Consider the following 25458-nt stretch of genomic DNA (forward strand, 5'->3'; position numbering starts at 1 on the left):
GCAATTTTCGGGCGCAAGCCTATACTGGCGACTACAAGAAGTGATTCGGGAGCCTTACGATGTTCGCTCTCATGCAAAGCACTCGCCTTGAATCGCTACACCTTAGCGTAGACCCGGTCACCGGGTTGAAGGCGGTGATTGCCATTCATAACAGCCGCCTGGGGCCTGCCCTGGGCGGTTGTCGTTACCTTGCCTACCCCAGCGACGAATCCGCCGTCGAGGACGCGGTGCGCCTGGCCCAGGGCATGAGCTACAAGGCAGCCCTGGCCGGCCTGGCCCAGGGCGGCGGCGTTGCGGTGATTGTGCGACCGGTGCATGTGGAAAACCGTGGAGCGTTGTTCGAAGCGTTTGGCCGCTGCATCAATCAGCTCGACGGCCGTTACATCACCGCCATCGACAGCGGCACCTCGGTGGCGGACATGGATTGCATCGCCCAACAAACCCAACACGTCACCAGCACCACCTCGGCGGGGGACCCGGCGCCCCATGCGGCGATGGGCGTTTTCACCGGCATTCGTGCCACCGCCATGGCGCGGCTCGGCAGCGATAACCTTGAAGGCTTGCGCGTGGCCATCCAGGGCTTGGGTAACGTCGGTTATGCCCTGGCCGAGCAACTGCATGCGGCTGGCGCGGAACTGCTGGTCAGCGATATCGATCACGGCAAGGTGCAACTGGCCATGGAACAACTCGGCGCTCATCCGATCGCCAACGATGCGTTACTCAGCACGCCGTGCGACATCCTTGCGCCGTGTGGCCTGGGCGGTGTGCTCAACAGCCACAGCGTCACGCAATTGCGCTGCTCGGCGGTGGCCGGCTCGGCGAACAATCAACTGACCCACCTGGATGTTGCTGATCAGTTGGAACGGCGCGGGATTTTGTATGCCCCCGACTATGTGATCAATTCCGGTGGGCTGATTTACGTCTCGCTCAAACACCGGGGTGAAGAACTGGCAACCATCACCGCGCACCTGTCGAAAATCAGCTCACGCCTGACCGAAGTCTTCGCTCACGCTCAAGCGGAGAAGCGTTCACCGGCGAGAGTGGCGGACGAATTGGCGGAGAAGGTTTTATATCGGTAACCCTCCGTAGGAGCTGCCGAAGGCTGCGATCTTTTGATTTTCGGGCATGAAAAAGGCCCTGAGCCAATGACTCAGGGCCTATTCAATTCGGGCATTGCTTACTTGACGGCTTTGACTGCTTTCGCGGGTTTCACCGGTTCGGCGTCTTCAACCACCTCGACAGGTTCAACCACTTCAGCAGGCGCGCTCAGCAATTCGGACAGTGCGTCCGGCTGGCTCTTGAACGCCTTGGCGAACACATCGCGGTTCTTCGCCATGTAGATCCCGGCTTCTTCCACTTGCTGTTCGCTCAGGGACGGCACGGCTTTTTGCAACACTTCAGCCAGCAATTCGGCCAGTTCGAGCATTTTGTCATGACGGTCAGCTTCGGCTTTATCCATGAACAAGCGCTCCAGATCTCGGCTGCTGCGGTATACCACTTCGACGGCCATTCACCACCTCACATGCCTTCACATTAAGTTGTCTTCGCGACTACTGTATCTATATACAGCGAAAAGGATAAGCGAATCCCTGCGCTTTGGGTAGTGGCTTTTCAATGTAGACCTAAATTGGCGTTTGTCAGGTAAACCGTGTTGCCCCATTCGCGAGCAAGCCCGCTCCCACAGGTTCAACGCTGACCCTTGTGGGAGCGGGCTTGCTCGCGAAGGCGTCGGTCCGATCACCGCCGAAGTGTCTCATATCACGCGGCCATCATCTCAATCCACAGTCTCTGGCCTTTTTTCTGCATGCAGAACAATCGTCACGTCCAACCGGCATCATCCGCTCGAACCGAGCTAAGGAAGAATCATCGTGAAAATCAACTGGGCCGAGAACCTGCGGCAGAACGTGCATCAACTGGCCGAGTCCCTGGGCAACCTGTTCGTCGAGACCTTCCACTACCTGGCGCTGTTCGCCATCGGTGCGGTGACCGCGTGGGCAGCGGTGATGGAGTTCTTGCAGATGATCGAGGCGGGGCACATCAAGATCGATGACATCCTGCTGCTGTTCATCTACCTGGAATTGGGTGCGATGGTCGGGATTTACTTCAAGACCAACCACATGCCGGTGCGCTTCCTGATCTACGTGGCAATCACCGCGTTGACGCGGCTGCTGATCTCTAACGTCTCGCACCACAACCCGCCGGACATCGGCATCATCTACCTGTGCGGCGGGATTCTGCTGCTGGCGTTTTCGATTCTGGTGGTGCGTTACGCCTCGTCGCAATTTCCTTCGGTGAAGATCGAGAACCCGCAGCGCAAGATCGGCGCGGGTTCCGGTGAACATCCCGAAGTGGAGAAGGGCGAGCTTTAAAGGCGCATGGCTGGCCGTGCGTGACCTTTGACTTGAGGCGGCGGCAGGTTGCGATTGTCGCCGTCGGTCATGGCTTCGAGGATGGCCACGGCGCTGTGGCCCTGTTCGATGGCAATGCCGAACTGAATGCTTTGCACCAGACGCTTGAGGCGTTTGGGGTCATTGCGTTGTTCGGCGCTGATCATGCGCTTGGCCACTATGTGGCCGCTGTTGGACAGGGTCAGCATGATGCTGCCGTCCAGACCCTGAATGCTCAGGTTGATCTGATAATCCGGTGCAAAGGCATCGGTAATGAGCTGAAAAGGGTTGTCCATAATGCGTCACCGCCTGATTGAACGTGCAGTTGTTGACCGGCCATGATCGGGTTGGTTCGCAATACCAGACCATCGGCATTCCATGTTCATGTGCTTTCATCCGTGTCGCACATGGACCGTAGCAAGGGCCATGCCGGGAAAACTGTCGGACAATAAAACGGGCATGAAAAAGGCGAACGGTCATGTTCGCCTTTTCTGATTTGCCCGATTCAGGGCAAAAGTACTGCGGGTGCAACGGAAGCGGTCAGCAAGTGAATAGTTGATATTCATCGCCCTTAGCCGGTAACCGTTACTGGAACAAAGGCTGCCCATAAAATGCCGTTCTTGCCATCCAGTTGTTGGCGGGCAGTAAAGCTGAACGCCCCCACTGGCAAAGCGACTGTAATGGGGACACTCCAAATCCCTTCGTTGTTCACGGTGCCTTGGCCGTAAATGACGTTGGGATTGCCGTGCTTCACCACTTGGATTATTGCGCGTGGATAGCCTCCATTACCGGTAATAGTAGGTGTTCTACCCACCGTCGCACCTGCGACGGGGGAGGTAATAACCGGCGCGGGCAAATGATACAGATGCCAATCATTGGATCGTCTATGACTGGCTTGCATCCTCTGCCATTGAAGAACTTCAAAGGTGTTGAGTCCAGGACGCAAATCTTGTTGAAACGTCAGCCGGAAATTGCCATTGCTGGGTTGTTGCTCAGGACTCAAGGCGTCCTCGCGGCCTATGGAAACCACCCTGACATTGCGGCCGGGATGGCAAGTGCCAGTAATGATTGGGCGAGCAACACTGACAGTTCTGTCACCGGGTCCGGTAATCACTGGACTTATATCACCTCCACCGTCGGGCATGTCTGCATGAATGGTCGAGTTATCGGATTTATCTTTTGCTTTTGACATGATGCAGTTCCTCATCAACATGGATGGAAACTCATTTCTACAACTCGAGCGGTGAAGCGACTACCTGTTAAAAGTACCAGTTCCGACAGGTGGTAACACCGAGCCCGAGTTGTCTAAGCCGTCAACACTCCACCCAACTCACCGCCAACCCGCCCCGTGAAGTCTCTTTGTATTTGTCCTGCATGTCGGCGCCGGTATCGCGCATGGTGCGGATGACCCGATCCAGGGAAATGAAGTGTTTGCCGTCGCCGCGCAGGGCCATTTGTGTGGCGTTGATCGCCTTCACCGCCGCGATGGCGTTGCGTTCGATGCACGGCACTTGCACCAAGCCACCGACCGGATCGCAGGTCAGGCCGAGGTTGTGTTCCAGGCCGATTTCGGCGGCGTTTTCCAGTTGCTCCGGTGTGGCGCCGAGCACATCTGCCAGACCGGCGGCGGCCATGGCGCAGGCGGATCCGACTTCGCCCTGGCAACCGACTTCGGCGCCGGAGATCGAGGCGTTTTTCTTGCAGAGAATGCCCACGGCCGCCGCGCCGAGGAAGAACGCGACCACGTCATCGTCCGACGCGTCCGGGTTGAATTTCATGTAGTAGTGCAGCACCGCCGGAATGATCCCCGCCGCGCCGTTGGTAGGTGCGGTGACCATGCGTCCACCGGCGGCGTTTTCTTCGTTGACGGCGAGGGCGAACAGGTTGACCCATTCCATCGCGGACAGCGTGGAAGTGATGACATTCGGCTTGCCGATTTCCAACAGGCTGCGGTGCAATTTCGCGGCGCGACGCGGAACATTCAGACCGCCAGGCAGGATGCCTTCATGCAGCAGGCCTTGCTCGACGCACTCGCGCATCACCGACCAGATATGCAGCAAGCCCTGACGGATTTCAGCCTCACTGCGCCAGGCCAGTTCGTTGGCCATCATCAACTCGGAAACCCGCAGGCCATGCTGGTTGCACAGCCTGAGCAATTCGGCGGCGCTGGAAAAATCGTACGGCAGCACCACGTCGCTGGTCGGCGCGATGCCGGACTCGGCTTCGGCTGCTTCGATGATGAAACCGCCGCCCACCGAGTAGTAGGTTTGTTCCCACAACTCGCCGGTTTCGCCGAAGGCTGTCAGGGACATCGCATTGGGGTGGTAGGGCAGGCTTTCTTCCAGCAGTAGGAGATCGCGCTGCCAGTTGAAGGCAATGGTGGTTTTGCCCGCAAGGGACAGTTCACCGGTTTCCCGCAGGCGCTGGATGCGTGGATCGATAGACGTCGGATCAATGCTGTCCGGCCATTCGCCCATCAGGCCCATGACGCAGGCGCGGTCGGTGGCGTGACCGACGCCGGTCGCCGACAGGGAGCCATAGAGACGGATTTCCACCCGCCGTACGTCGGCCAGCAAATGCTGGTCAATCAGGGCCTGGGCGAAGGTCGCGGCGGCGCGCATCGGGCCGACGGTGTGGGAGCTGGACGGACCGATGCCGACTTTGAAGAGATCGAAAACACTGATAGCCATGCTAAAGCCTATACAAGCAATGGAAGAGGAATCGCTGCCATTTTTGTAGGACAAGCGCAGTATCGGCGATACTGCCTACCTCGGTCCTACGTGACCAACGAAACTTCCTACTACAGCCTTTAGCAGGACTAAACGATGAGTCGTCAATTGCATGCCCAGACCTACGTCTGGCTGCACGTGTTTTCCTGTGCCGCGCGGCACTTGTCGTTCACCCGTTGCGCCGAAGAACTGCACATTACGCCGGGTGCGGTCAGTCAGCAGATCCGACAGCTGGAAGAGCGCTTGGGCTTTCGCCTGTTTCACCGTCGCGCTCGCGGCGTGGAATTGAGCGCTGAGGGCCAGCGACTGGCCATCACTGTGAACGAGGCTTACGGCAGCATCGACGCTGAATTGCGACGACTGGACGCCGGGATGATCAGCGGGACGTTGCGCCTGCGCTCAATTCCATCGTTCCTGAGCAAATGGCTAACCCCGCGCCTGCCGCGTTTGCAGCAACGTTTCCCGGACATTCAACTGCGACTGGTGGCCGAGGACAGCAGCGTGCCGTTGCACGAGGGCGATTTCGACCTGGCCATCGACCTGAATGACGGCAGTTACCCCGGATTGTTATCCACAGCCTTGCTCGACGAACAAATTTTCCCGGTCTGCGCTCCCAGCCTGTTGCGCGGGCGCCCACCGCTGCACGGCCCGGCGGACCTGATGCATTTTCCGTTGCTGCACGACATCACCGCCTGGCGCGGCAGCTACGAGTACGCGGAGTGGGAGTTTTACCTGAATGCCATCGGCTTCGAAGGCGCCGACGTACGGCGCGGACACACATTCAATCGCAATCACCTGACCATCGAGGCGGCGATCGCCGGCATGGGCGTGGCGATTGCGCGGCGAACCTTGCTCAACGATGAGCTGGAGCGGGGGACGTTGATTGTGCCGTTTGGCCTGGCGGTGCCGAATCACAAACGCTACATGTTGCTGTATGCGCCGGGAGCGCTGAGCCATCCGGGCGTGCGTGCGGTGCATGATTGGCTGGTGGAGGAAGCGGGGGTTTTTCGCAGTTTGCATCCGCTGGCAGAGCAGCAGATGTGAGTATTTGTGACAAAGAAGTGAATCGACCCAACTCCCGACCTTAACAGCGCCTTTGCTCCTTGTCCGGCTTTTTTTGCGTCTGAAAAATTATCTTTTTTTAGGGGTTGAAATGTTCTGCGCACAGACCGATTGTGTAAGTAAGAGGTCACGGTGATGACGCCCAAGGGCCAGCCGACCGGCCTCTCGCGAGCTAGCTGAAATAAGGGATGAACTATGCAAATCCAAGTCAACAGTGATAACCATATTCAAAGCAGCATCCGACTGGAGGAGTGGGTACGTACTACCATTGAGAGCACGCTCGAACGTTACGAAGAGGACCTGACCCGCGTCGAGGTTCACCTGCGGGACGAAAACGGCGACAAGCCCGGACCGCATGACATGCGCTGCCAACTGGAGGCGCGGCCTAAAGGTCACCAGCCTATTTCCGTGACCCATAAAGCCGATACCCTTGAACAAGCGATCGACGGGGCGGCCGAGAAACTTGAACACGCGCTTGAACATCTGTTCGGCAAACTGCGGGGCAAGCCACGTGCCGCGGTCGTGCCATTCGAGAGAGTTGCAGCCGATGCGCTGCTGGAAGACGAATTCCTCGAGAACGAACAGGCTGCGCAAAACGGCTGATAACTGATTCGGTTTTTACCTTTTCACCACTGACAAACGGGTCTGCTTATGCAGGCCCGTTTTTGTTTGTGGGTACTTTCGCCCCTCGAAAAACCTGATAGGCATTGCCTATAAATTTTGCTGAGCGCGTTACGTTTTTTGATGTAAGGGAAAAGCGGTATATGACAGGGAGAGTCACATGGAAAGCAATATCACTAACCGGAAGCGGATCCTATCGTCCGTAGCTACTGCGATATTTTTTGGCGTGGGCATTCCGTGCGTCACAAATGCCGAGATCGATATCCGGGAACTTTCGATCCCTGAGATCGAAAGAGCTTTTTACAATAGAACCTATACATCAGAGCAGTTGACCGGACTATTTCTCGCCCGCATCGAAAAATTCAACCCGTACTACAACGCCTTTACGGCGATGAACTCGAAGGCGCTTGATGAGGCCCGCGATATAGATCGTCGACGTAAAGCCGGGGAGCAACTTGGACCGCTGGCCGGCATTCCGGTTGTGGTGAAGGACACCATGGACATGGCTGGGCTTCCTTCTACAGCAGGTTATGCGCCACTTTCATCGAGGGCAGGAGGCTTCGATCTGATTCCCGAGAAGGATTCGGCAGTCGTGCAGCGCTTGAGGGCTGCCGGAGCGATCATTCTGGCGAAAACCAATGTGCCGGTGTTCTCTGGAAACCCGGCTAACGCCAATGACAGTTGGGCCGGCGTGACTTACAACGCGCTTAACCGGTCCTGGTCTCCGGGTGGTTCGTCTGCGGGGACGGGGACGGCTGTTGCGGCGAACTTTGCCGTGGTGGGGCTGGCGGAAGAGACCGGTGGGTCCATTCAGAACCCGGCCGGTGCGCAGAGTCTGGTGGGCATCAAACCGACCTTTGGTCTGGTTCCGAACTCTGGAGTGATTCCTCAAGCCGGCTCCACACGCGATGTCGTTGGCCCGATTGCCCGCACTGTGCGGGATGCGGCGATGACCCTCGACGTGTTGGCGGGTTACACCCTGGAGGACCCCAAGACCACCGCTGCATTCGGCAATATCCCGCAGGGTGGGTACACGTCGGGTTTGCAGGTCGGGGCTTTAAAAGGCAAGCGGATCGGGCTGTTGGGGCCTGGCTGGAGTGTAACCCTGGGAAAATTGCCGCCCCAGACCAAGGCTCAGTATCGCAAGGCCATCGCGCAAATCGAGGCTCTGGGGGCGATTGCCGTGGTAGACCCGTTCGCAGGCTCAGGTTTTGTCAGTCTGGCGCCGGCCGACGGCAGCTATGACCCGCGAGGGTCAGATGCGCACGCCTATGACCTGGATCTTTATCTCAAAAACCTGGGGGAAAGTGCAGTTGTTCATTCGCTGGATGAGTTGCAGGTAAAGATCGGCGTCAATCTCTTCGAGAAGGGTGGTCCCCTCGATTACTACGCCGAACAACTGCCTATACTGCAACAGTCCTACAAAAAACCAGGCATTGCACCTGATCTTTCCGACTTTACCCAGCTTCGGGAAAACTACCTGCGGGTGTTTAATCAGGTCATGGATGAAAACAACCTGGATGCACTGGTCTTCCCGCAAATGGTCGAGCCAGTGGGCGATGTGTATGAAAGTTTCATAGAGTCTACAAGCTCCTCACCCATCAATATCGCCGGCGTGCCGGGCGTCGTCGTACCCAGTGGTGCGTATCCGGGAGGCCAGCCGTTCTCGTTGATCTTTATCGGGCGCTTGTGGAGTGAAGGCCAGTTGCAGGCCTATGCGTTTGATTACGAGCATGCGGTAAAGGGGCGACTCGTTCCTGCCTCATTGGCAACCACCCCTGGACCGAAGTCTGAGCAATTCAACTGAACCACCCCCGAGATAATGGGGCTGGTTGTTTTGATCGTTCCCACGCTCTGCGTAGGAATGCAGCCCGGGACGCTCCGCGTCCCATCAAAAGCCGAACGCGGAGCGTCCGTTGAGGCATTCCCACACAGAGCGTGGGAACGATCGTGTCAGGGTCAGAACGCCACTGACGTCTGCACATAAACCGTCCGCGGTTCCCCCACGTACTTGCCCTTGTTGTTGTCATCAAACGAGCGGGTGAAGTATTGGTGGTTGAAGATGTTCTTTACTCCCACCGCCACGTTCAGGTCCGACAACTTTGGCCCGAAGTCATACGCTGCACGGCTGCTGAACAGCACGTAGCCCGGGATTCTGCCGGTGCTGCCGTCGGCGCTTTCTTTTGAGGTGTTGGCATTGTCGGCGAACTGGTCGCTCTGGTAGCTGCTGTCCAGATTCAGTTTCCATGCGCCTTCGGTATAACCCACCCCAATCGTGCCTTTGTGTTTCGAGGAAAACGGCACACGATTGCCCTTGTTCGGCCCGTCTTCGCGGATGGTCGCGTCCACATAGGCGTAAGTGGCGTAGACATCGAAACCCGCCAGCGCCGGGCTCAAGTCATCGAGGGCGTAGTTGATGCTCGACTCGATACCCTGATGGCGGGTCTCGCCGCGGGCGATCACCGAATCGTTGGTCTGGTTACTTTCGTATTGATTGTCGAAGTTGATCAGGAATGCGCCGATCTCTGCCCGCAGTGCACCGTTGTCGTAGCGAGTGCCGAGTTCCCAAGTCCGCGCCTTCTCCGGTTTGACTTCGCCGCTGGTCACCCGGTTTGGCATCTGGCTGTACTGCACGCTGCCGAACGAACCTTCGGTGTTGGCGTACAGGTTCCAGCTGTCGGTCAGGTGATAGAGCACGTTCAGCGCTGGCAGGGCGGTGTTGTAGTCGCCCTTGTACTTCACGTTGGTCAGGTTGTTGGTCTGCTGGGACTCGATCATCTCGTAGCGAATGCCTGGCGTGAGGGTCCACTTGCCGATGTCGATCCGGTCGTCGACGAAGAACGCATTGGCTTCGGTGCCGCCACGGGTGTCGCGGTCGTTGCGGCTGTTGGTGGTCGGGTAGGTGTTATTGCCGATGGGTTCGCGATAGCGCAGCTCGTGGCCGGCTTCGTTGATGTAGCGATAGCCGACGCCGACTTCATGGCTGGTCGGGCCGACATCGAAGCCTTGGGCGAAGCGGGTTTCCAGGCCGCGGACCCAATATTCGCGAGGCGACAGCGAGAGGAACGTGCCCTGATCCAGATAACCGCTGCGCAGGGTTTTGGTGAAGAAGGTGTTGGCGGTGAATTCGCGGCGGTCTTGCTGATAGCGATAGCCGACATTGAACATTGTGCGACGGCCCCAGAACTGGTCTTTCGGACGCGTGGATTGGTACGGGTCGGCGTCGTAATCGGCGACATTCAGACCGCCCGGCATGTCGGCCTTGCCTTCGTAATACTGGGCCATGGCGTTGAAGCTGTTGGCCTCGTCGAGCTGGTATTTGCCCTTGAGGATCAGGTCGTCGATTTCGGTATCGCTGTGTTCGCGCCAGTCGCCACCGCGGGTGCCGGAATACAACAACGCGCCGCCGAGACCGTTATCGGCGGTGCCACCGGCCAGCAGGTTGCCGGTGGTCTTGAAACCATCGTGGCTGGAGGACGGACTGGTTTCAGTCTGGAAACCGCCCTTGACCGTTGGTTGATCAGGAATGGCCCGGGTCACGAAGTTGACCACGCCGCCGACGTTTTGCGGCCCGTAGCGCACTGCGCCGCCGCCGCGCACAACATCCACCGCGTCCATGTTGCCCATGCTGACCGGGGCAAACGACAACTGCGGCTGACCGTAAGGCGCGAAGGGCACCGGGATGCCGTCCATCAACACCGTTGAGCGCGAGGCCAGGCGCGGGTTGAGGCCGCGAATGCCAAAGTTCAAGGCCATGTCATGGCTGCCGGTGCCGTTGTTGTCCGGGGCGTTGACGCCGGGGATTCGGTTGAGCACGTCCTTGGCCTGGGTCGCGCCCTGACGTTCGAACTCCTCGCGGCGGATCACGTCCCGGGCGCCGGGGTGTTCGAACACGTTGATCTGCGCCGCATCGCCCAGCCAGTCGCCGACCACCGTCGAAGTGCCCAATTCCAGCGCGGTATTGCCCGCCGGTTGCAGGCTGAATGCATTGTCGCTCTCGGCCCGGGCTTGCAGACCGGTGCCTTCGAGCAACGCGTTCAAACCCTGTTCGGTCGTGTAGTTGCCTTCCAGGCCACGACTGTTCACGCCGCTGGTCACCTGCGAGCCAAAAGAAATCAGCACCCCGGCTTCACGGCCGAACTGGTTGAGGGCGTTTTCCAGGGAGGTTGGGGCGATGTGGTACGACTTGGCGTCGGCGGCTTGGGCGACGGCGCCGAAGCTCAGGCTGGCGCCCAGCAGCAGTTGGCGCAAGGTGCGGGCCAGCGGGGTGAGGCGGGTGGGTTGCATGGACGACGATCCTGAGAAGGTGGAATCAAGGGGGCTTTCCTTCTCTGTCACGCCAGATCTGAAAAACGGCTCATTTATTTTTAAGATCAAGAGATCGCAGCCTTCGGCAGCTCCTACGGGATGTACACCGAACCCATGTAGGAGCTGCCGAAGGCTGCGATCTCTTGATCTTGCTGTTAGGCCTTCGCCTCCACGCTCACCCAATACCGCGTAAACCGTCTCACCTTCACTGGCAGACTGATCTCCAACAGATCGAGAATCCGCTCGCTGTCATCCAGCGGATAGGTCCCGGAGATCAGCAAATCCGCCACCTTCGCATCGCAATGAAGCTGCCCGCGACGGTATCGACCCAGTTCATCAAGGAAATCCCCAAGGCGCATATGCGCCGCCACCAGCATGCCGTCGACCCAGGCGCCGCTATTGGCATCCAATGACTGGGTGCTGCCGACACCCCGGGGGCCAAAACTCATCTGCTGCGCACTTTGCAGCAGCAGCGACGATCCGCCATCGGGCGTCAATTCGACCCGCCCTTCAAACACCGCCACCTGGGTCCGATCGGCAAACTGCCGCACGTTCATCTTGGCGCCCTGGGTTTTCAACAGGCCCTGAGCCGTGCGCACCTCAAAGGCCTGGGCGGCGGTCAGCAAGATCTCGCCTTCGAGTAATCGAATCAGCCCGCCAGCCTGCACATCCACCGCCGTCGCGGTATTGAGCTGCAACTGACTGCCTCCCCCCAACGCCAACTTGCGCCGCTGACCCACCGGGCTGCGGTAGTCCGCCAGCAATGGCGTCAGCGGATTGTGCTCGCGCATGCCCCAGGTCACCGCCGAACCGGCGCCCAGAAGCAGCAACAGCTTCAACGCCTGACGCCGACTGCCGGACTTCGGCGCATTCAACGCCGCGTGGGCCAATGGCGAGGACACACCGCGCAAACGCTGGTTGACCCGCTGGATATGCTCCCACGCCCGCTGATGCTCGCTGTGCCCGTCGTGCCATTGCTGCCAGGCGAGTTGCTGGCGCGGGTCCAGCGGCCCTTGCTGCATTTCCAGCAGCCAGTGCACCGCTTGCTCGGCGACCCGGGAGGAAAAATCCGGTGGCGTATTCATAGGGCGAAGTAGCAGCGCATCGCCGCTTTATTCAGGTGCCGTTTGACCGTGGCGATGGAAATACCCAGCTCGGCGGCAATCTGTGGATACGTCAGCCCATCGACCTGGGCCAGCAAAAAGGCGCGTTTGACCAGGCGTGGCAAACCGTCGAGCAACTGGTCCAGTTCCATCAGGGTTTGCAGGATGATCGCCCGTTCCTCCTCCGATGGCGCCACGCATTCCGGCATCTGTGCCAGGGCATCGAGGTAGGCGCGCTCCAGGTCCTGACGGCGGTAATGGTTGAACAACACGCGCTTGGCGATGGTGGTGAGGAACGCCCGGGGCTCAATAATCTGCGGTGTTTCTCTCGCGGTCAGTATCCGGATGAAGGTGTCCTGGGCCAGGTCGGCGGCGCTGTCCGGGCAGCCGAGCTTGCGCCGCAACCAACCGGTGAGCCAGTTGTGATGGTCGTGATACAGGACTTCGACGGGATGGGCGGGCTGCAACAGAAGCACTCCGACACAAACGGATACGTTGGAGAACAAGAATTGTTCGCATTGTAAGTGTGCAAACTCGCATCCGGCAATCGGATCTCTTTTGCGTATGAGAATATTTATCATTAATATTGCGCGCTTGTTGGTCCCGCGACGTTCACGGGGCCTCACCCGGTTTCAAGGTCGAACCATGAAAGGCAAAAGCAGCACGCTCCCCGTTTCCTACCGACTGGCGGTTACCTCGCGGGTTTTGGCTGCCGTGCTGGGCGGTTACGTTGTCGCGGCGCTGGCCAGTGTCAGCCTGAGCCTGTTGCTGCCCATGGCCCGGGCCGAAGCGGTGGTCACCGGGATGATGACCTCGTTTCTGGCTTATCTGGTGGCGGTGCTCTGGTGCTTTGCCTGCCGCAGTGCATGGCAGGCGTGGCTCGGCATGATCGTGCCGAGCCTGGTGCTGGGCGTGATGTCCGGTCTGGCTTTCTGGGCGGGCCAGCCATGAAAGAGGGCTTTCGTCAGGCCATGGCCTGGCTGCATACCTGGGTTGGCCTGATCTTCGGCTGGTTGCTGTTCGCGATTTTCCTGACCGGCACCCTCGCGTATTTCAAGGCCGAGACCAGCCACTGGATGCAGCCGGAAATTCCCGCGCGTTCGGTGTCTTCCGAAGCCAGCCTGACGCTTGCGCAAGACTATCTACAGCAGCACGCTCCCAATGCCTCGCGCTGGCTGATCGACCTGCCGACCGCCCGCGAGCCCGGCCTGACCGTGCGTTGGCAGCAAGCCCCGGCCGAACCGGGCAAGCGCGGCCAATTCAGCAAAAAGAGCCTCGACCCGCTCACCGGCGCCGAAGTGCAGGCCCGGGAAACCATGGGCGGCGACTTCTTCTACCGTTTCCACTTCCAGTTGCAAATGCCTTACCCCTGGGGCCGCTGGCTGTCCACCGGCGCCGCGATGCTGATGTTTATCGCGCTGATCACCGGGATCATCACCCACAAGAAAATCTTCAAGGACTTCTTCACCTTTCGCCCGCGCAAGGGCCAGCGTTCCTGGCTCGACGGCCATAACGCGGTGGGCGTGCTGGTGTTGCCGTTTCACCTGATGATCACCTACAGCAGTCTGGTGATTTTCATGTCGATGGTGATGCCCGCCGGCATTCTCGCTGCGTACAAAGGCAATGCCTCGGCGTTTTTCGAGGAGGTGTTCCCGGCCGCCAACACGCCCGCCGTCTCGGGCCAACCCGCACCATTGGCGCCGCTGGCCCCGTTGCTGGAGCAGGCTCGCGAACAGTGGTCGGGCGGGCACGTCGACAGCCTGACGGTGAACAACCCTGGCGACGCCAATGCCTCAGTGGTGCTGGATCGCGATAGCGCTGATAGCGTGGTCTACGATTTCGGCCGCGCCGTGACGTTCAACGGCGTCACCGGCCAACGTCTCAGCGCAACGCCGGAGCAACCTGTGCCGATGGCGATTGCCGGCGCTTTCTATGGTTTGCACATGGGCCACTTCGCCGGTCCGGTGCTGCGTTGGCTGTACTTCATTTGCGGCTTGGCCGGCACGGCGATGATCGGCACCGGATTGGTGATCTGGCTCGGCAAGCGTCAGCTCAAACATGCGAAAAGCGGCGTGATGCCGTTCGAATTGAGGCTGGTGGAAGTGCTGAATATCGTCAGCATGGCGGGGCTGATGATCGCCGTGGCGGCGTTCTTCTGGGCCAATCGGTTGTTGCCGGCGGGCATGGCGCAACGGGCGGAGTGGGAAGTGAACAGCTTCTTTATCGTCTGGGGCCTGAGCGTGCTGCACGCGATGGTTCGTCGTGGCCGTGTGGCGTGGGTCGAGCAATTGGCGCTGGCGGCGTTGCTGTTCTGCGCGGTGCCGCTGCTCAATGGGCTGACCACGCCGTACAACTTGGGCGTGTCGCTGCGCCAAGGCGATTGGGCCATGGCCGGTTTCGACCTGACGTGCCTGGGCAGTGGCCTGTTCCTGGCGTGGGCTGCCTGGAAAATGCGCGGCGTGGAGAACGTTGCAGTGGTCACCCGCCGCCCCATTTCCCTTGAGCGCGAGGCGACCTGAATGCTGCTGGCCCTGTTGCTCTGCTACGGCGGTTTCGCCGCGTTGTGCCTGTCGATGGACCGGCATCACGCCGACCTGCTGGGGCGTAAACCCTCGGCCAGGCGCCGACGTAATATGAATCTCGGCGGCTGGCTGCTACTGGCCCTGTCCCTGTGGGCAGCGGTGTCCGCGACCGGTTGGGGCCTGGGCCTGGTGGAGTGGTTCGCGGTGTTGATGTCCAGCGCATTGTTGCTGGTGTTGTTGCTGCCGTATCGCCCGCGCCTGGCGTTGTCATTAGCGGCGCTGGGCCTGCTGGCCAGCCCTGTTTGCGCGGTGCTGAGCTGATGATCGCCAGCCCTCCGGAATCCCACGATGACGAACATCGTGGCGCCCGCGCGCATTTTCTCCAGGTGTTTTTGTCCCAGCGTTCGCAGATGGAAGCGCTGGTGAATCGCCGCGTCGGTTGCCGGGCGACGGCGGCGGATCTGGTGCAGGATTTGTTTCTGCGCTTCTGGCGTCGACCGCTGGTTCAGGTGGAAGAATTGAGCACTTATCTGCTGCGTTGCGCCGGCAACATCGCCATCGACCATTTGCGCAGCGAAGGCACGCGGGTGCGGGTCAATGAAGGCTGGATGCCGGACGCGCCGGACAGCCAGGGCAGCGAACCGCAAGCAGCGCTGGAGGCCGGCAACGATTTGCGCCATGTCGAAGCGGCGTTACGCGCCTTGCCCGAGCGCACGCGGCAGATTTTCCTGCTCAACCGCATTCATGGCCGCAAGTACGCCGAGATCGCCAAGGCCATAGGTTTGTCCCAAAGCGCCGTGGAAAAACATATGATGCGCGCCCTCGACGCCTGCAAGGCCAGCCTGCGGGAACCCGAACCGCGCACGCCAAGGAAAGCACCGTGAACCACGCCCAACGCGTCACCCCGACGCCCGCCCAGGAACAGGCCGCTTTCGCCTGGCTGAGCCTGTTGCACGATCAGCCCAGCAGTGGCGATCAGCTCACCTTCAGTCACTGGCTGCAAGCGGACCCGGCGCATGCCGAGGCCTACGCCCAGGCGCAAGTGGTGTGGGAATTGAGTGAAGTGCCGGCGCGGACATTGGCCGATGAAGAGGCGTTTGCGCTGCAGGGTTACCTCAATGCCATGGATCGTTCGAAGCGCTCCGGCGTGCGGCGCTGGTCCGGCGCGTTGGCGATAGCCGCGTGCCTGTTGCTGATGGTCGGCCTCGGTGCGGGGTGGCAGCCGTTGCGCTGGGCCGATGATCTGGGCGCGGATTATGTGTCGGCGCCGGGGCAAATCCGTACGGTGACCCTGGCGGATCAATCACAAGTGACGTTGGATGCCGACAGCGCGATTGCCGTGGATTTCAGCCACGGCGAACGGCATGTGCAGCTACGTCGCGGCGCGGGGTTTTTCAGCGTGACCCACACCGGCGAACCGTTTGTGGTCGAGGCCGAAAAAGGCCAGGCGCGGGTGCTGGGCACGCAATTCGAAGTTCGCCTGCAACCCCATGGCGCGCAAGTGACGGTGCTGTCCGGGCGGGTCGGGGTGACGGCGGATCGCAATGCCGAACAACAAATCCTCACCGCCGGCCAGCAAGTCGCGTACGGCAAAGGCACGGCGGAAAAACTGCACGCCGTGGACAGCGAAGCGCAACTGGCCTGGCGCCAGGGTTGGCTCAATTACTACAAGGCGAGCCTGGCGGAAGTGGTGGAGGATTTGCGCCGCTATTTCCCGGGGCGGATCTTGCTGCTCAACGATGAACTGGCGGCGCGGCGGGTCAGCGGGAGTTTTCCGAGCAAGGATCCGCAGGCGGTGTTGAGTTCGTTGCAAGGGGTGATGGGGTTTGAGCAACAGAGCGTTATGGGGCATTTGATTATTTTGCGGTGAGGCGTCTGGCCTCTTCGCGAGCAAGCCCGCTCCCACATTGGGTCATTGTTGACGCACATTTTTGGGGTAAACACGCATCCCCTGTGGGAGCGGGCTTGCTCGCGAAGGCGCCAGACCCGACAGCCCATCACTCGAAATAAAAATAATTTCAAAATTTTAGTGAGGTAAACCCAACCCCCATCCGTGTAGTGACTGAAACTGCGAGTCATTCGCATCCCGCTGCGTTTCTACACAGGTCATGAGCAATGAAGTCCAGGGCAAAATCGGGTTCGGTCAAACAATGGTTCGGCGCCTCGGCGCTGAGTTTTTCGGCATTGGCGTTGCTGCCGCTGAGCGTGGCGATCGCCGCTGAAACCGCCAACACACAACAGCGCACGCCATTCAACTTTGCCCTGGCCGCCAAACCGCTGCCCCAAGCCCTGAGCGACTTCAGCCGCATCACCGGCACCAGCGTGGTCTACACCGACGAAGCGCCCTACGGCCTCAATGCTCCGGCGCTTAATGGACAGATGAGCGCGGAACAGGCGCTGCAGCGATTGCTCAGCGGTTCGGGCTTCACCTTCCGTCGCACTGACGCCCACACCCTGGCGCTGGAGCCCGTGCCCACCGAAGGCACCCTGAACCTGGGCGCGACCACCATCACCTCGGTGCTGGACCAAACCCAAAGCTACCAGCCACCGCCGACCAGCAATGTGATGCGCAGCTCGGCGCTGCTCCAGGAAACCCCGCAAACCATCAACGTGATCCCGGCCCAGGTCATTCGCGACCAGGCACCACGCAATCTCGATGATGCCCTGGCCAACGTCAGCGGCATCACCCAGGGCAACACCCTGGCCAGCACCCAGGATTCGGTGATGACCCGGGGTTTCGGCGACAACCGCAACGGCTCGATCATGCGCGACGGTATGCCGATCGTGCAGGGCCGGGGCATGAACGCCACCGTCGATCGCGTCGAAGTGCTCAAGGGCCCGGCCTCGTTGCTCTACGGCATCCAAGACCCGGGCGGCGTGGTCAACATGGTCAGCAAGAAGCCCGAACAGACCCAATACAACGCCCTGACCCTGCGCGGCTCGACCTACGGCGACGGCAAGAATGGCAGCGGCGGCGGCCTCGACAGCACCGGCGCGCTCGGCGATTCCGGGCTGGCCTATCGCATGGTCCTGGACCACGAAGACGAAGATTACTGGCGCAATTTCGGCACCCACCGCGAAACCCTGGTGGCGCCGTCCCTGGCCTGGTTCGGCGAGAGCACCAAGCTGCTGTTCTCCTACGAGCACCGGGAATTCCTGACGCCGTTCGACCGTGGCACGATCATTGATCCGCGCACCAACCACCCGTTGGATATCTCGCGCAACGAGCGCCTCGACGAGCCGTTCAACAACATGGAAGGGCGCTCGGACCTGTATCACTTCGAGGCCGATCACGACCTCAATGACAACTGGAAAGCCCGCTTCGGCTATAGCTGGAACCGCGAGACCTACGACGCCAGCCAGGTTCGCGTCACTGCGATCAACACCAAGAACGGCACCCTGACCCGCAGCATGGACGGCACGCAAAACGCGATCAGCACTGACCGCTTCACCACCGCCAGCCTCGAAGGCAAAGTGAACGTGTTGGGCATGCAGCACGACCTGGTGTTCGGCGTCGATGACGAGTACCGCAAGATCTACCGCGAAGACCTGATCCGCCAGAAAAGCCTGAGCACCTTCAGCTACGTCAATCCGGTGTATGGCCGCGAAGTCGCCGGCACCACCGTCAGCGCGCCCGACAGTGCCCAGACTGATGAACTGCGCAGCGATTCGATCTTCGCCCAGGACTCGATTCACCTCACCGACCAGTGGATCTTTGTCGCGGGCGGACGCTTCCAGGAGTACGACCAGTACGCCGGCAAAGGCGTGCCGTTCCGGGCCAACACCGACAACAACGGCCAGAAATTCGTGCCCCGCGCCGGCCTGGTGTATCGCTACACCGATGAACTGTCGTTCTACGGCAGCTACACCGAATCGTTCAAACCCAACTCGACCATCGCGCCGTTGAGCGGCAGCACCGTGGTGCTCGACGGCAGCATCGCGCCGGAAGAAGCCAAGTCCTGGGAAATCGGCGCCAGGCTCGACATGCCGGGGCGCATTACCGGTGATATCGCGCTGTTCGACATCAAGAAACGCAACGTGCTGATCGCCAACGCCGAAGGCCCGACCACGATCTACAGCGCTGCCGGTGAAGTGCGTTCCCGTGGTTTGGAAATCGACCTGACCGGCCAGCTCACCGACCGTTGGAGCATGATCGGCAGCTACGCCTACACCGACGCCGAAGTCACCGAAGACCCGGATTACAAAGGCAAGCGCTTGCAGAACGTGGCGAAAAATACGGGATCGCTGTCGGCGGTCTACGACTTCGGCACCATCGTCGGCGGCGATCAGTTGCGGGTCGGCGCCGGTGCGCGTTACGTGGGTGAGCGGGCGGGGGATGCACCGAATGATTTCGACCTGCCGGGCTACACCGTGGCTGACGCCTTCGCTACCTACGACACCAAGGTCGAAGGGCAGAAGGTCAAGTTTCAGCTCAACGTGAAAAACCTGTTCGACCGCACCTACTACACCTCGGCGGCGAGCCGGTTCTTTGTGTCGATGGGGGATTCGCGGCAGGTGTCGCTGTCCAGCACATTGGAGTTCTGATCAGGCACCGCGTCATCGTTCTTCGCGGGCAAGCCCGCTCCCACAGGGGATCGCGTTCCTTCATGAGAATGCGATCAAATGTGGGAGCGGGCTTGCTCGCGAAGAGGCCCCGACAGGCGCCGATAATCTGCGGATCTAACGCAAAAACGCCAACCGATATTCACCGGGCGTCCCGCCTAAAACCTGCCGAAACCGATTGGTGAAATGACTCGCACTGGCAAACCCACACGCTAACGCAATCTCCCCCAACGGCTGGGAAGTCGAGCGCAACAACTCCCGCGCCCGGCTCATACGCCGCGCCAGCACATACTGATGCGGCGGCAAGCCGAAACTCTCGCGGAACATCCGCGCAAAGTGATATTCCGACAGCGCACACAACCCGGCCAGTTGCCCCAGGCTGATGGCGTCGGCGAGTTGATTGTCGATGAACTCCACCAACTGCCGGCGCTGATGCGCCGCCAGTCCACCCTTGAGCCGTAACCCCTCGCGCATGCCGACCTGGCTGAGCAGCGCGTGGCTGAGCATTTCGTGGGCCAGGCTGCTGGTCAGCACGCGTTCACCGGGTTCTTCCCAATTGAGCGTGAGCATCTGCCGAAAGCGCCGCGCCTGTTGCGGGTCGTCGAGGAAGGTGCCCTCACGCAATTGCAATTCGCGCGGTTCACGGTCCAGCAACGTGACGCAGCCGAGGGCGAATTGTTCGGGGCTGAAATACAGGTGGGCCAGGCGAATGTCGCCGTTGATCACCCAGCCGGATTGATGCTCGGCGGGCAGGATGCACAGTTTGTCCGGGCCGCCCTTGGTGCCGGGCTGGTCGCGGCGAAAGGTCCCGGTGCCGCCAGCGATGTAACAGGACAGGGTGTGATGGCTCGGCGCTTCGTAGTCCTGGGCGTCGTGATGGTTGCTCCACAAGGCTGCAGCCATGCCGTCACCGAGCTCGGCGCTGTGCTCGAGGCGAGCATTGGGCGAGCGGTTGAGGGCTTGAAAGACTTGCAACGTTTCCAGTGCGGGCATGATCGTTTTCTCTCCAACGCTTTGCATCCTACTCCGTAGACCCCGGCCTGCCAGCCCGTGGGCCGACAAAAGCGCAAGTTTATGCAAGTGCGCCCGTCACCGGCGCAGGACACTGGGCACCTATTGAGGAGTCTTTGCCATGAACCTGTCTTTGTACCTGTTGACCGTGCTGATCTGGGGCACCACCTGGATCGCCCTGAAATGGCAACTGGGGGTGGTGGCCATCCCGGTGTCGATCGTCTATCGCTTCGGCCTCGCCGCCCTGGTGCTGTTCGTGTTGCTGCTGCTCAGCCGACGCCTGCAAGTGATGAACCGTCGCGGGCATCTGATCTGTCTGGCCCAGGGCTTATGCCTGTTCTGCGTCAACTTCATGTGCTTCCTGACCGCCAGCCAATGGATCCCCAGCGGCCTGGTGGCGGTGGTGTTTTCCACGGCCACGCTGTGGAACGCCCTCAATGCGCGGGTGTTCTTCGGTCAGAAAATTGCCCGTAACGTGTTGATGGGGGGCGCGTTGGGTCTGTCGGGGCTTGGCTTGCTGTTCTGGCCGGAACTGGCCGGGCACACCGCCAGCCCGGAAACTCTGCTCGGTCTGGGTTTGGCTCTGCTCGGAACGCTGTGCTTCTCGGCCGGCAACATGCTGTCGAGCCTGCAACAGAAGGCCGGGCTCAAGCCGTTGACCACCAACGCCTGGGGCATGGCCTACGGCGCGGCAATGCTGTCGGTGTGGTGCCTGGTCAAGGGCATTCCGTTCGATATCGAATGGAGTACCCGCTACATCGGCTCGCTGCTGTACCTGGTCATCCCCGGTTCGGTGATCGGCTTCACCGCTTACCTGACCCTGGTCGGGCGCATGGGCCCGGAGCGTGCGGCGTATTGCACGGTGTTGTTCCCGGTGGTGGCGCTGAATGTCTCGGCATTCGCTGAAGGCTACCAATGGACCGCGCCGGCGCTGGTGGGCCTGGTGTTGGTGATGCTCGGTAACGTGTTGGTATTTCGTAAACCGAAGGTACTCAGCGTTCAATCTTCAGTGTCAGGAAAATCAATAACGGCACGATAAAATCGACCGCATGCCGCGCCCAATCCTTGGCATTCCACAGTTTCGATTCGTCCATGTCGAACCATTCAACACCGATAACCTGGATGCAAACGTAATAAACAAAGATCGCGATCAACAGGCCGACAATGGATAATTTTTTGGACTCGTGAAATTCATCAACGCCGGCATGTCGGTATTTGAAGAGTTGATAGGTTCCCATCAGGCAACAGGCGGTATAAATAACTTCCATGGTAATGATGAACCAGTAGATGCGGTGATGCAGTATCGGCGAAGTAATGGCCCGATAGTTGATGTTGAGGTTCTCGCGGGTGGTGTCCATGCTCAGGATATGGCTGACGTATTCATGGTTGGAACTGTAGTCGATGAGGTTGCTGTACATCACCAGCAATCCGAAAAAACTGAAGTACGCCATGAGTATGATTTTGCTGTATCGGATAAGTTGGTTAGTGCTCAGGTTATTCAATGGATGGGCTCTCCGTCGCCATGACTCGGTAGTCGAGTGAATGACGCGGAGTCTATAGCGTGGGTAACTTTTGTGGCGTTGGACTGAATTGCAAGGTGTGTAGCGAAGTTAATAAATAACGGGCAAGTGTTTAATGCACTTGCCCGCTTTTTTTCAAACTTTCCAAACTTGTGGGTTCACCAGGTCTTGTGGGCGCTCACCGAGCAACGCACTGCGCAAGTTAGCCAGGGCGCGGTTGGCCATGGCTTCGCGGGTTTCATCGGTGGCAGAGCCGATGTGCGGGAGTGTCACGGCGTTTTTCAACTGAAACAGCGGCGACTCGGCCAGCGGTTCCTTCTCGTAGACATCCAGGCCGGCGCCGCGAATACGGTTGCTTTGCAGCGCCTCGATCAGCGCCGGCTCATCCACCACCGGGCCGCGTGCGATGTTCACCAGGATCGCGCTCGGCTTCATCAGCGCCAGTTCGCGATGGCTGATCAGGTGACGAGTCTTGTCACTGAGCGGCACCACCAGGCAGACGAAATCGGCTTCGGCCAGCAACTGGTCGAGGCTGCGAAACTGCGCGCCGAGTTCCTGTTCCAGCTCGGTCTTGCGGCTGTTGCCGCTGTAGATAACCGGCATGTTGAAACCCAACCGGCCACGGCGGGCGATGGCGGCGCCGATGTTGCCCATGCCGACGATGCCCAGGGTCTTGCCATGCACATCGCAGCCGAACAACGGCGCGCCGACGGTCGCTTGCCACTGGCCGGCCTTGGTCCACGCGTCGAGTTCCGCCACGCGGCGGGCGCTGCTCATCAGCAGGGCGAAGGCCAGGTCGGCGGTACTTTCGGTGAGCACGTCCGGGGTGTTGGTGAGCATGATCCCGCGTTCGTTGAAATAGGCGACGTCGTAGTTGTCGTAACCCACCGAAACGCTGGACACCACTTCCAGTTTGGCGGCGCTTTCCAACTGCGCACGGCCGAGTTTGCGCCCGACACCGATCAAGCCGTGGGCGTGGGGCAGGGCTTCGTTGAACTGGGCGTTGATGTCGCCGTTTTTCGGGTTTGGCACGATCACGTCGAAGTCTTGCTTCAGACGCTCGATCATTTGCGGGGTGACACGGCTGAAGGCGAGGACGGTTTTTTTCATGGGAAGCGGCTCGGCGGGCGATGGTGAATGCTAAGCACGCTAACATTCTTCTCAGGTGTAGTGCGAGGTCCCGGGTGTGCACCACTCCATTGTGGGAGCGGGCTTGCTCGCGAAAGCGGTGTGTCAGTCACCATTACTGCTGGCTGTGAAATAGCCTTCGCGAGCAAGCCCGCTCCCACAGGGTTTGTTAGCGCTTTAGAAACTCCATGCCTTCAGCCTTTATCTCACCGGTAAACATGAGTTCTTTGCTGCTGATGCTGTCGATGAAGGTGAAGTTGAACGTTGCGCCCAGCGTACCTTCCGCCTGATTAAAATCGAATGTGATGTGCCCGGTATTGCTTTTCGGCGTGTGGATGACTTCGGCGCCATTCTTCAGTTGGCGAAAAACAGGCGGATTGACTGGGCCGCCGTCAACAAACGCATATCGCTTGTTTTGAATATTGATCGGGAAGTTCAAATAGAAAAAATTCATGGTGCTGGTGTCGGCGTCAAAGTGTGAGGCGTTAACGCCGACCAGCAGATTGTTCGTGGTGAAGGCTGTGACGCTGCCTTTGAAGAAACCATGTCCTTGAATAATGGCGATCACTGTACCCAGTGCGGTGCTGGTTTCTTCATTCAAGTTTATAGCGTGCACAGTGACCACCTTGGCGTCTGAATTGCGCAGAACATAACCATGATGATGAGCGTCGTAAACTGTCAGAGTTGACAGTTGACGACCCCCAAAAGATGCGATCTACACCAGATCAAAACTGTGGGAGCGGGCTTGCTCGCGAAAGCGGAGTGTCAGTCGACACTAATGTTGAATGTGAAATTGCTTTCGCGAGCAAGCCCGCTCCCACAGGGGGAAGCTTCACAGGGGTTAGCTTTGTGGTGAAGATTCAGGCAGTTCGATGTTGTCCAGCGCTCGGTTCACCGACAGTTCGGCCAGCATGATGACTTGCTGGATGCCGAGCAGGGTGTTGCGGTGGGTGCCTTCCACAAATCCGGCGAAGTCACTGGCCATGACGCTGGCCGAGGCGAGGGATTCGCTGGCGTAGACCAATAAGGTTTCGGAGGTGGCGTTGGGGACAACCTGGAACAAGTGGCTGGGGGTGTGAGGGGGATTTGGTGTTGGCTTGAACATGAGGGCGATACTCCATAGCGAGGTTAATGGAGCTGCCACTTTCGTTTTCCAGACGAAGGGTGGCAGCCGTGCGCGGACTGGAAAAACCGGTCAACCTCACCAAAACCCGGCAGACCCGAAGGTCTCCCGCGCACAGCCGCCATAACATTGCAGGCAGAAAAAAGCGCCGCAGTATGCCATGTGCTGTGGTGAGGTATCGATCCGGGTTTTCCAGACCCGGTCACTGATGCGTCAGTGACCTTCAAAGCCTATCCATTTCCTTTCCCACACAACAACCGTCAAAACACGTCGGAAACGTCCTCGAAAATCTGCAGTTTGTAGGACCGTCCGTAGGTCAATTCGCCAACCGCGCCCCGGCCAGGCTCCCGCTCAATTCATAGGCCGTCAGTTCTGCCTGATGCGCCGCCAGAATCTCCGGCAACGACCCGCGCAGGTACTCGACCCAGGTCTTGATCTTCGCATCCAGGTACTGGCGCGAAGGGTAGATCGCGTACAGGTTCAGCTCTTGCGAGCGGTAGTTCGGCATCATCCGCACCAGGGTGCCATTGCGCAGCCCTTCAATCGCCGCGTACACCGGCAGCACACCCACGCCCATGCCGCTGGTGATCGCGGTTTTCATTGCATCGGCGGAGTTCACCAGAAACGGTGAGCTGTTGATGGTGACCATTTCCTGGCCTTCGGGGCCGTCGAAGGTCCACTTCTCCAGGGGGATCACCGGGCTCACCAGGCGCAGGCAGGCGTGGTTGAGCAAGTCGCTGGGTTTTTGCGCGCAGCCATTGGCTTTTACATAAGCCGGGGAGGCGCAAACGATGCTGTAGGTGATGCCCAACCGCTGGGAGACGAAGCCCGAGTCCGCCAGTTCGCTGGCGAGCACGATGGATACATCGTAGCCCTCGTCGAGCAAATCCGGCACGCGGTTGGCCATGGTCAGGTCGAAGGTCACGTCCGGGTGGGTCTTGCGGTAGCGGGCGATGGCATCGATCACAAAGTGCTGGCCGATGCCGGTCATGGTGTGCACTTTCAACTGCCCGGCGGGGCGGGCATGGGCGTCGCTGGCCTCGGCTTCGGCTTCTTCGACGTAGGCCAGGATTTGCTCGCAACGCAGCAAATAGCGCTTGCCGGCCTCGGTCAGGGCGATGCGGCGGGTGGTGCGGTTAAGCAGACGGGTTTGCAGATGGGCTTCCAGGTTGGAGACCGCGCGCGAGACGTTGGCCGTGGTGGTGTCCAGTTGCACCGCAGCGGCGGTGAAGCTGCCGGCCTCGGCCACGTAACTGAAGGCGCGCATGTTTTGCAAGGTGTCCATGGGGTGCTCTCGGGTTCGATGGCAAATTGTGACACGAAGTTACGGGGTCAGTGACCCCGACCAAGGGATTATCGCGTTAACGGTAACAAAGATTCA

Annotated in this window: 24 protein-coding genes and 1 pseudogene; 12 read left to right on the top strand and 13 right to left on the bottom strand. The window is 59.7% G+C overall.

Features of this window, described 5'->3' with window-relative positions; translation table 11 throughout:
• The first annotated feature begins 59 nt into the window (after positions 1-59).
• On the top strand, positions 60-1079 hold the full coding sequence (locus BK665_RS11085) for a Glu/Leu/Phe/Val dehydrogenase family protein (RefSeq protein ID WP_123405395.1): 1020 nt from the start codon (positions 60-62) through the stop codon (positions 1077-1079).
• 176 nt (positions 1080-1255) lie between these two features.
• Here the strand turns inward: BK665_RS11085 and BK665_RS11090 are convergent.
• A pseudogene (locus tag BK665_RS11090) lies at positions 1256-1510 on the bottom strand (YebG family protein); the annotation flags it as partial.
• 358 nt (positions 1511-1868) lie between these two features.
• On the opposite strand from BK665_RS11090, the gene BK665_RS11095 reads away from it, so the two are divergent.
• Entirely contained in the window at positions 1869-2369 is a 501-nt protein-coding gene (locus BK665_RS11095; protein ID WP_123405399.1) for a phosphate-starvation-inducible protein PsiE, read from the top strand.
• On the opposite strand, the gene BK665_RS11100 is transcribed toward BK665_RS11095, so the two are convergent.
• From BK665_RS11100 to BK665_RS11110, 3 genes are all read right to left on the bottom strand, one after another.
• Complete coding sequence (locus BK665_RS11100) at positions 2366-2683, bottom strand: DUF3509 domain-containing protein (RefSeq protein WP_123405400.1); 318 nt, start codon at positions 2681-2683, stop codon at positions 2366-2368. The genes BK665_RS11095 and BK665_RS11100 overlap by 4 nt on opposite strands.
• Positions 2684-2958: 275 nt before the next feature.
• Positions 2959-3579, bottom strand: a complete 621-nt coding sequence (locus tag BK665_RS34255) for a hypothetical protein (protein ID WP_148053213.1) — start codon at positions 3577-3579, stop codon at positions 2959-2961.
• Between the two features lie 121 nt (positions 3580-3700).
• The gene (locus BK665_RS11110; RefSeq protein WP_123405404.1) at positions 3701-5077 is read right to left on the bottom strand and encodes an L-serine ammonia-lyase; all 1377 of its coding nucleotides are present in this window, start codon (positions 5075-5077) and stop codon (positions 3701-3703) included.
• 135 nt (positions 5078-5212) lie between these two features.
• On the opposite strand from BK665_RS11110, the gene BK665_RS11115 reads away from it, so the two are divergent.
• The 3 genes from BK665_RS11115 (at position 5213) to BK665_RS11125 (ending at position 8606) form a co-directional block, all read left to right on the top strand.
• A complete protein-coding gene (locus BK665_RS11115; RefSeq protein WP_123405406.1) occupies positions 5213-6160 on the top strand; it encodes a LysR substrate-binding domain-containing protein in 948 nt (315 codons plus the stop codon).
• A 213-nt stretch (positions 6161-6373) separates the two neighbouring features.
• Complete coding sequence (locus BK665_RS11120) at positions 6374-6781, top strand: HPF/RaiA family ribosome-associated protein (RefSeq protein ID WP_054049780.1); 408 nt, start codon at positions 6374-6376, stop codon at positions 6779-6781.
• Between the two features lie 178 nt (positions 6782-6959).
• Positions 6960-8606 (top strand): amidase, encoded by a 1647-nt coding sequence (locus BK665_RS11125; RefSeq protein ID WP_123405408.1) that lies wholly within the window; start codon positions 6960-6962, stop codon positions 8604-8606.
• Positions 8607-8758: 152 nt separating this feature from the next.
• Here the strand turns inward: BK665_RS11125 and fecA are convergent, their stop codons facing one another.
• The 3 genes from fecA to BK665_RS11140 form a co-directional block, all read right to left on the bottom strand.
• On the bottom strand, positions 8759-11086 hold the full coding sequence (gene fecA / locus BK665_RS11130; protein WP_123405410.1) for a TonB-dependent Fe(3+) dicitrate receptor FecA: 2328 nt from the start codon (positions 11084-11086) through the stop codon (positions 8759-8761).
• Positions 11087-11262: 176 nt separating this feature from the next.
• Positions 11263-12192, bottom strand: a complete 930-nt coding sequence (locus BK665_RS11135) for a FecR domain-containing protein (protein ID WP_123405412.1) — start codon at positions 12190-12192, stop codon at positions 11263-11265.
• Positions 12189-12677 (bottom strand): sigma-70 family RNA polymerase sigma factor, encoded by a 489-nt coding sequence (locus BK665_RS11140; RefSeq protein ID WP_123405414.1) that lies wholly within the window; start codon positions 12675-12677, stop codon positions 12189-12191. The genes BK665_RS11135 and BK665_RS11140 overlap by 4 nt, the downstream gene beginning before the upstream one ends.
• Before the next feature lie 178 nt (positions 12678-12855).
• Between BK665_RS11140 and BK665_RS11145 the strand changes: the two genes are divergently transcribed.
• The 6 genes from BK665_RS11145 (at position 12856) to BK665_RS11170 (ending at position 19277) form a co-directional block, all read left to right on the top strand.
• Positions 12856-13161, top strand: a complete 306-nt coding sequence (locus tag BK665_RS11145) for a DUF3649 domain-containing protein (RefSeq protein ID WP_123405416.1) — start codon at positions 12856-12858, stop codon at positions 13159-13161.
• A complete protein-coding gene (locus tag BK665_RS11150) occupies positions 13158-14729 on the top strand; it encodes a PepSY-associated TM helix domain-containing protein (RefSeq protein ID WP_123405418.1) in 1572 nt (523 codons plus the stop codon). The genes BK665_RS11145 and BK665_RS11150 overlap by 4 nt, the downstream gene beginning before the upstream one ends.
• On the top strand, positions 14730-15053 hold the full coding sequence (locus tag BK665_RS11155) for a DUF3325 domain-containing protein (protein WP_123405420.1): 324 nt from the start codon (positions 14730-14732) through the stop codon (positions 15051-15053).
• Positions 15050-15616, top strand: a complete 567-nt coding sequence (locus BK665_RS11160) for an RNA polymerase sigma factor (RefSeq protein WP_375538932.1) — start codon at positions 15050-15052, stop codon at positions 15614-15616. The genes BK665_RS11155 and BK665_RS11160 overlap by 4 nt, the downstream gene beginning before the upstream one ends.
• Positions 15613-16602 (top strand): FecR family protein, encoded by a 990-nt coding sequence (locus BK665_RS11165; RefSeq protein WP_123405424.1) that lies wholly within the window; start codon positions 15613-15615, stop codon positions 16600-16602. Before BK665_RS11160 ends, BK665_RS11165 begins: the two co-directional genes overlap by 4 nt.
• A gap of 245 nt (positions 16603-16847) precedes the next feature.
• Positions 16848-19277: a TonB-dependent siderophore receptor gene (locus tag BK665_RS11170; protein WP_123405426.1), complete on the top strand. Its 2430-nt coding sequence runs from the start codon at positions 16848-16850 to the stop codon at positions 19275-19277.
• Positions 19278-19412: 135 nt separating this feature from the next.
• On the opposite strand, the gene BK665_RS11180 is transcribed toward BK665_RS11170, so the two are convergent.
• On the bottom strand, positions 19413-20288 hold the full coding sequence (locus BK665_RS11180; protein WP_123406320.1) for a helix-turn-helix transcriptional regulator: 876 nt from the start codon (positions 20286-20288) through the stop codon (positions 19413-19415).
• Between the two features lie 139 nt (positions 20289-20427).
• On the opposite strand from BK665_RS11180, the gene BK665_RS11185 reads away from it, so the two are divergent.
• The gene (locus BK665_RS11185; protein ID WP_123405430.1) at positions 20428-21345 is read left to right on the top strand and encodes a DMT family transporter; all 918 of its coding nucleotides are present in this window, start codon (positions 20428-20430) and stop codon (positions 21343-21345) included.
• Here the strand turns inward: BK665_RS11185 and BK665_RS11190 are convergent.
• The 5 genes from BK665_RS11190 to BK665_RS11215 form a co-directional block, all read right to left on the bottom strand.
• A complete protein-coding gene (locus BK665_RS11190; protein ID WP_123405432.1) occupies positions 21299-21808 on the bottom strand; it encodes a DUF2165 domain-containing protein in 510 nt (169 codons plus the stop codon). The genes BK665_RS11185 and BK665_RS11190 overlap by 47 nt on opposite strands.
• 153 nt (positions 21809-21961) lie before the next feature.
• Positions 21962-22936, bottom strand: a complete 975-nt coding sequence (locus tag BK665_RS11195) for a 2-hydroxyacid dehydrogenase (protein WP_123405434.1) — start codon at positions 22934-22936, stop codon at positions 21962-21964.
• 187 nt (positions 22937-23123) lie between these two features.
• Positions 23124-23555 (bottom strand): hypothetical protein, encoded by a 432-nt coding sequence (locus BK665_RS11205; protein WP_123405438.1) that lies wholly within the window; start codon positions 23553-23555, stop codon positions 23124-23126.
• A 240-nt stretch (positions 23556-23795) separates the two neighbouring features.
• Positions 23796-24059 carry a DUF6124 family protein gene (locus tag BK665_RS11210; protein WP_123405440.1) on the bottom strand — a complete coding sequence of 88 codons (264 nt, stop codon included), beginning with the start codon at positions 24057-24059 and terminating at the stop codon, positions 23796-23798.
• A gap of 334 nt (positions 24060-24393) precedes the next feature.
• Positions 24394-25362 (bottom strand): LysR family transcriptional regulator, encoded by a 969-nt coding sequence (locus tag BK665_RS11215; protein ID WP_123405442.1) that lies wholly within the window; start codon positions 25360-25362, stop codon positions 24394-24396.
• Between the last annotated feature and the right edge of the window lie 96 nt (positions 25363-25458).

This window comes from Pseudomonas frederiksbergensis, assembly GCF_003732665.1.
GTDB lineage: Bacteria > Pseudomonadota > Gammaproteobacteria > Pseudomonadales > Pseudomonadaceae > Aquipseudomonas > Aquipseudomonas frederiksbergensis_G.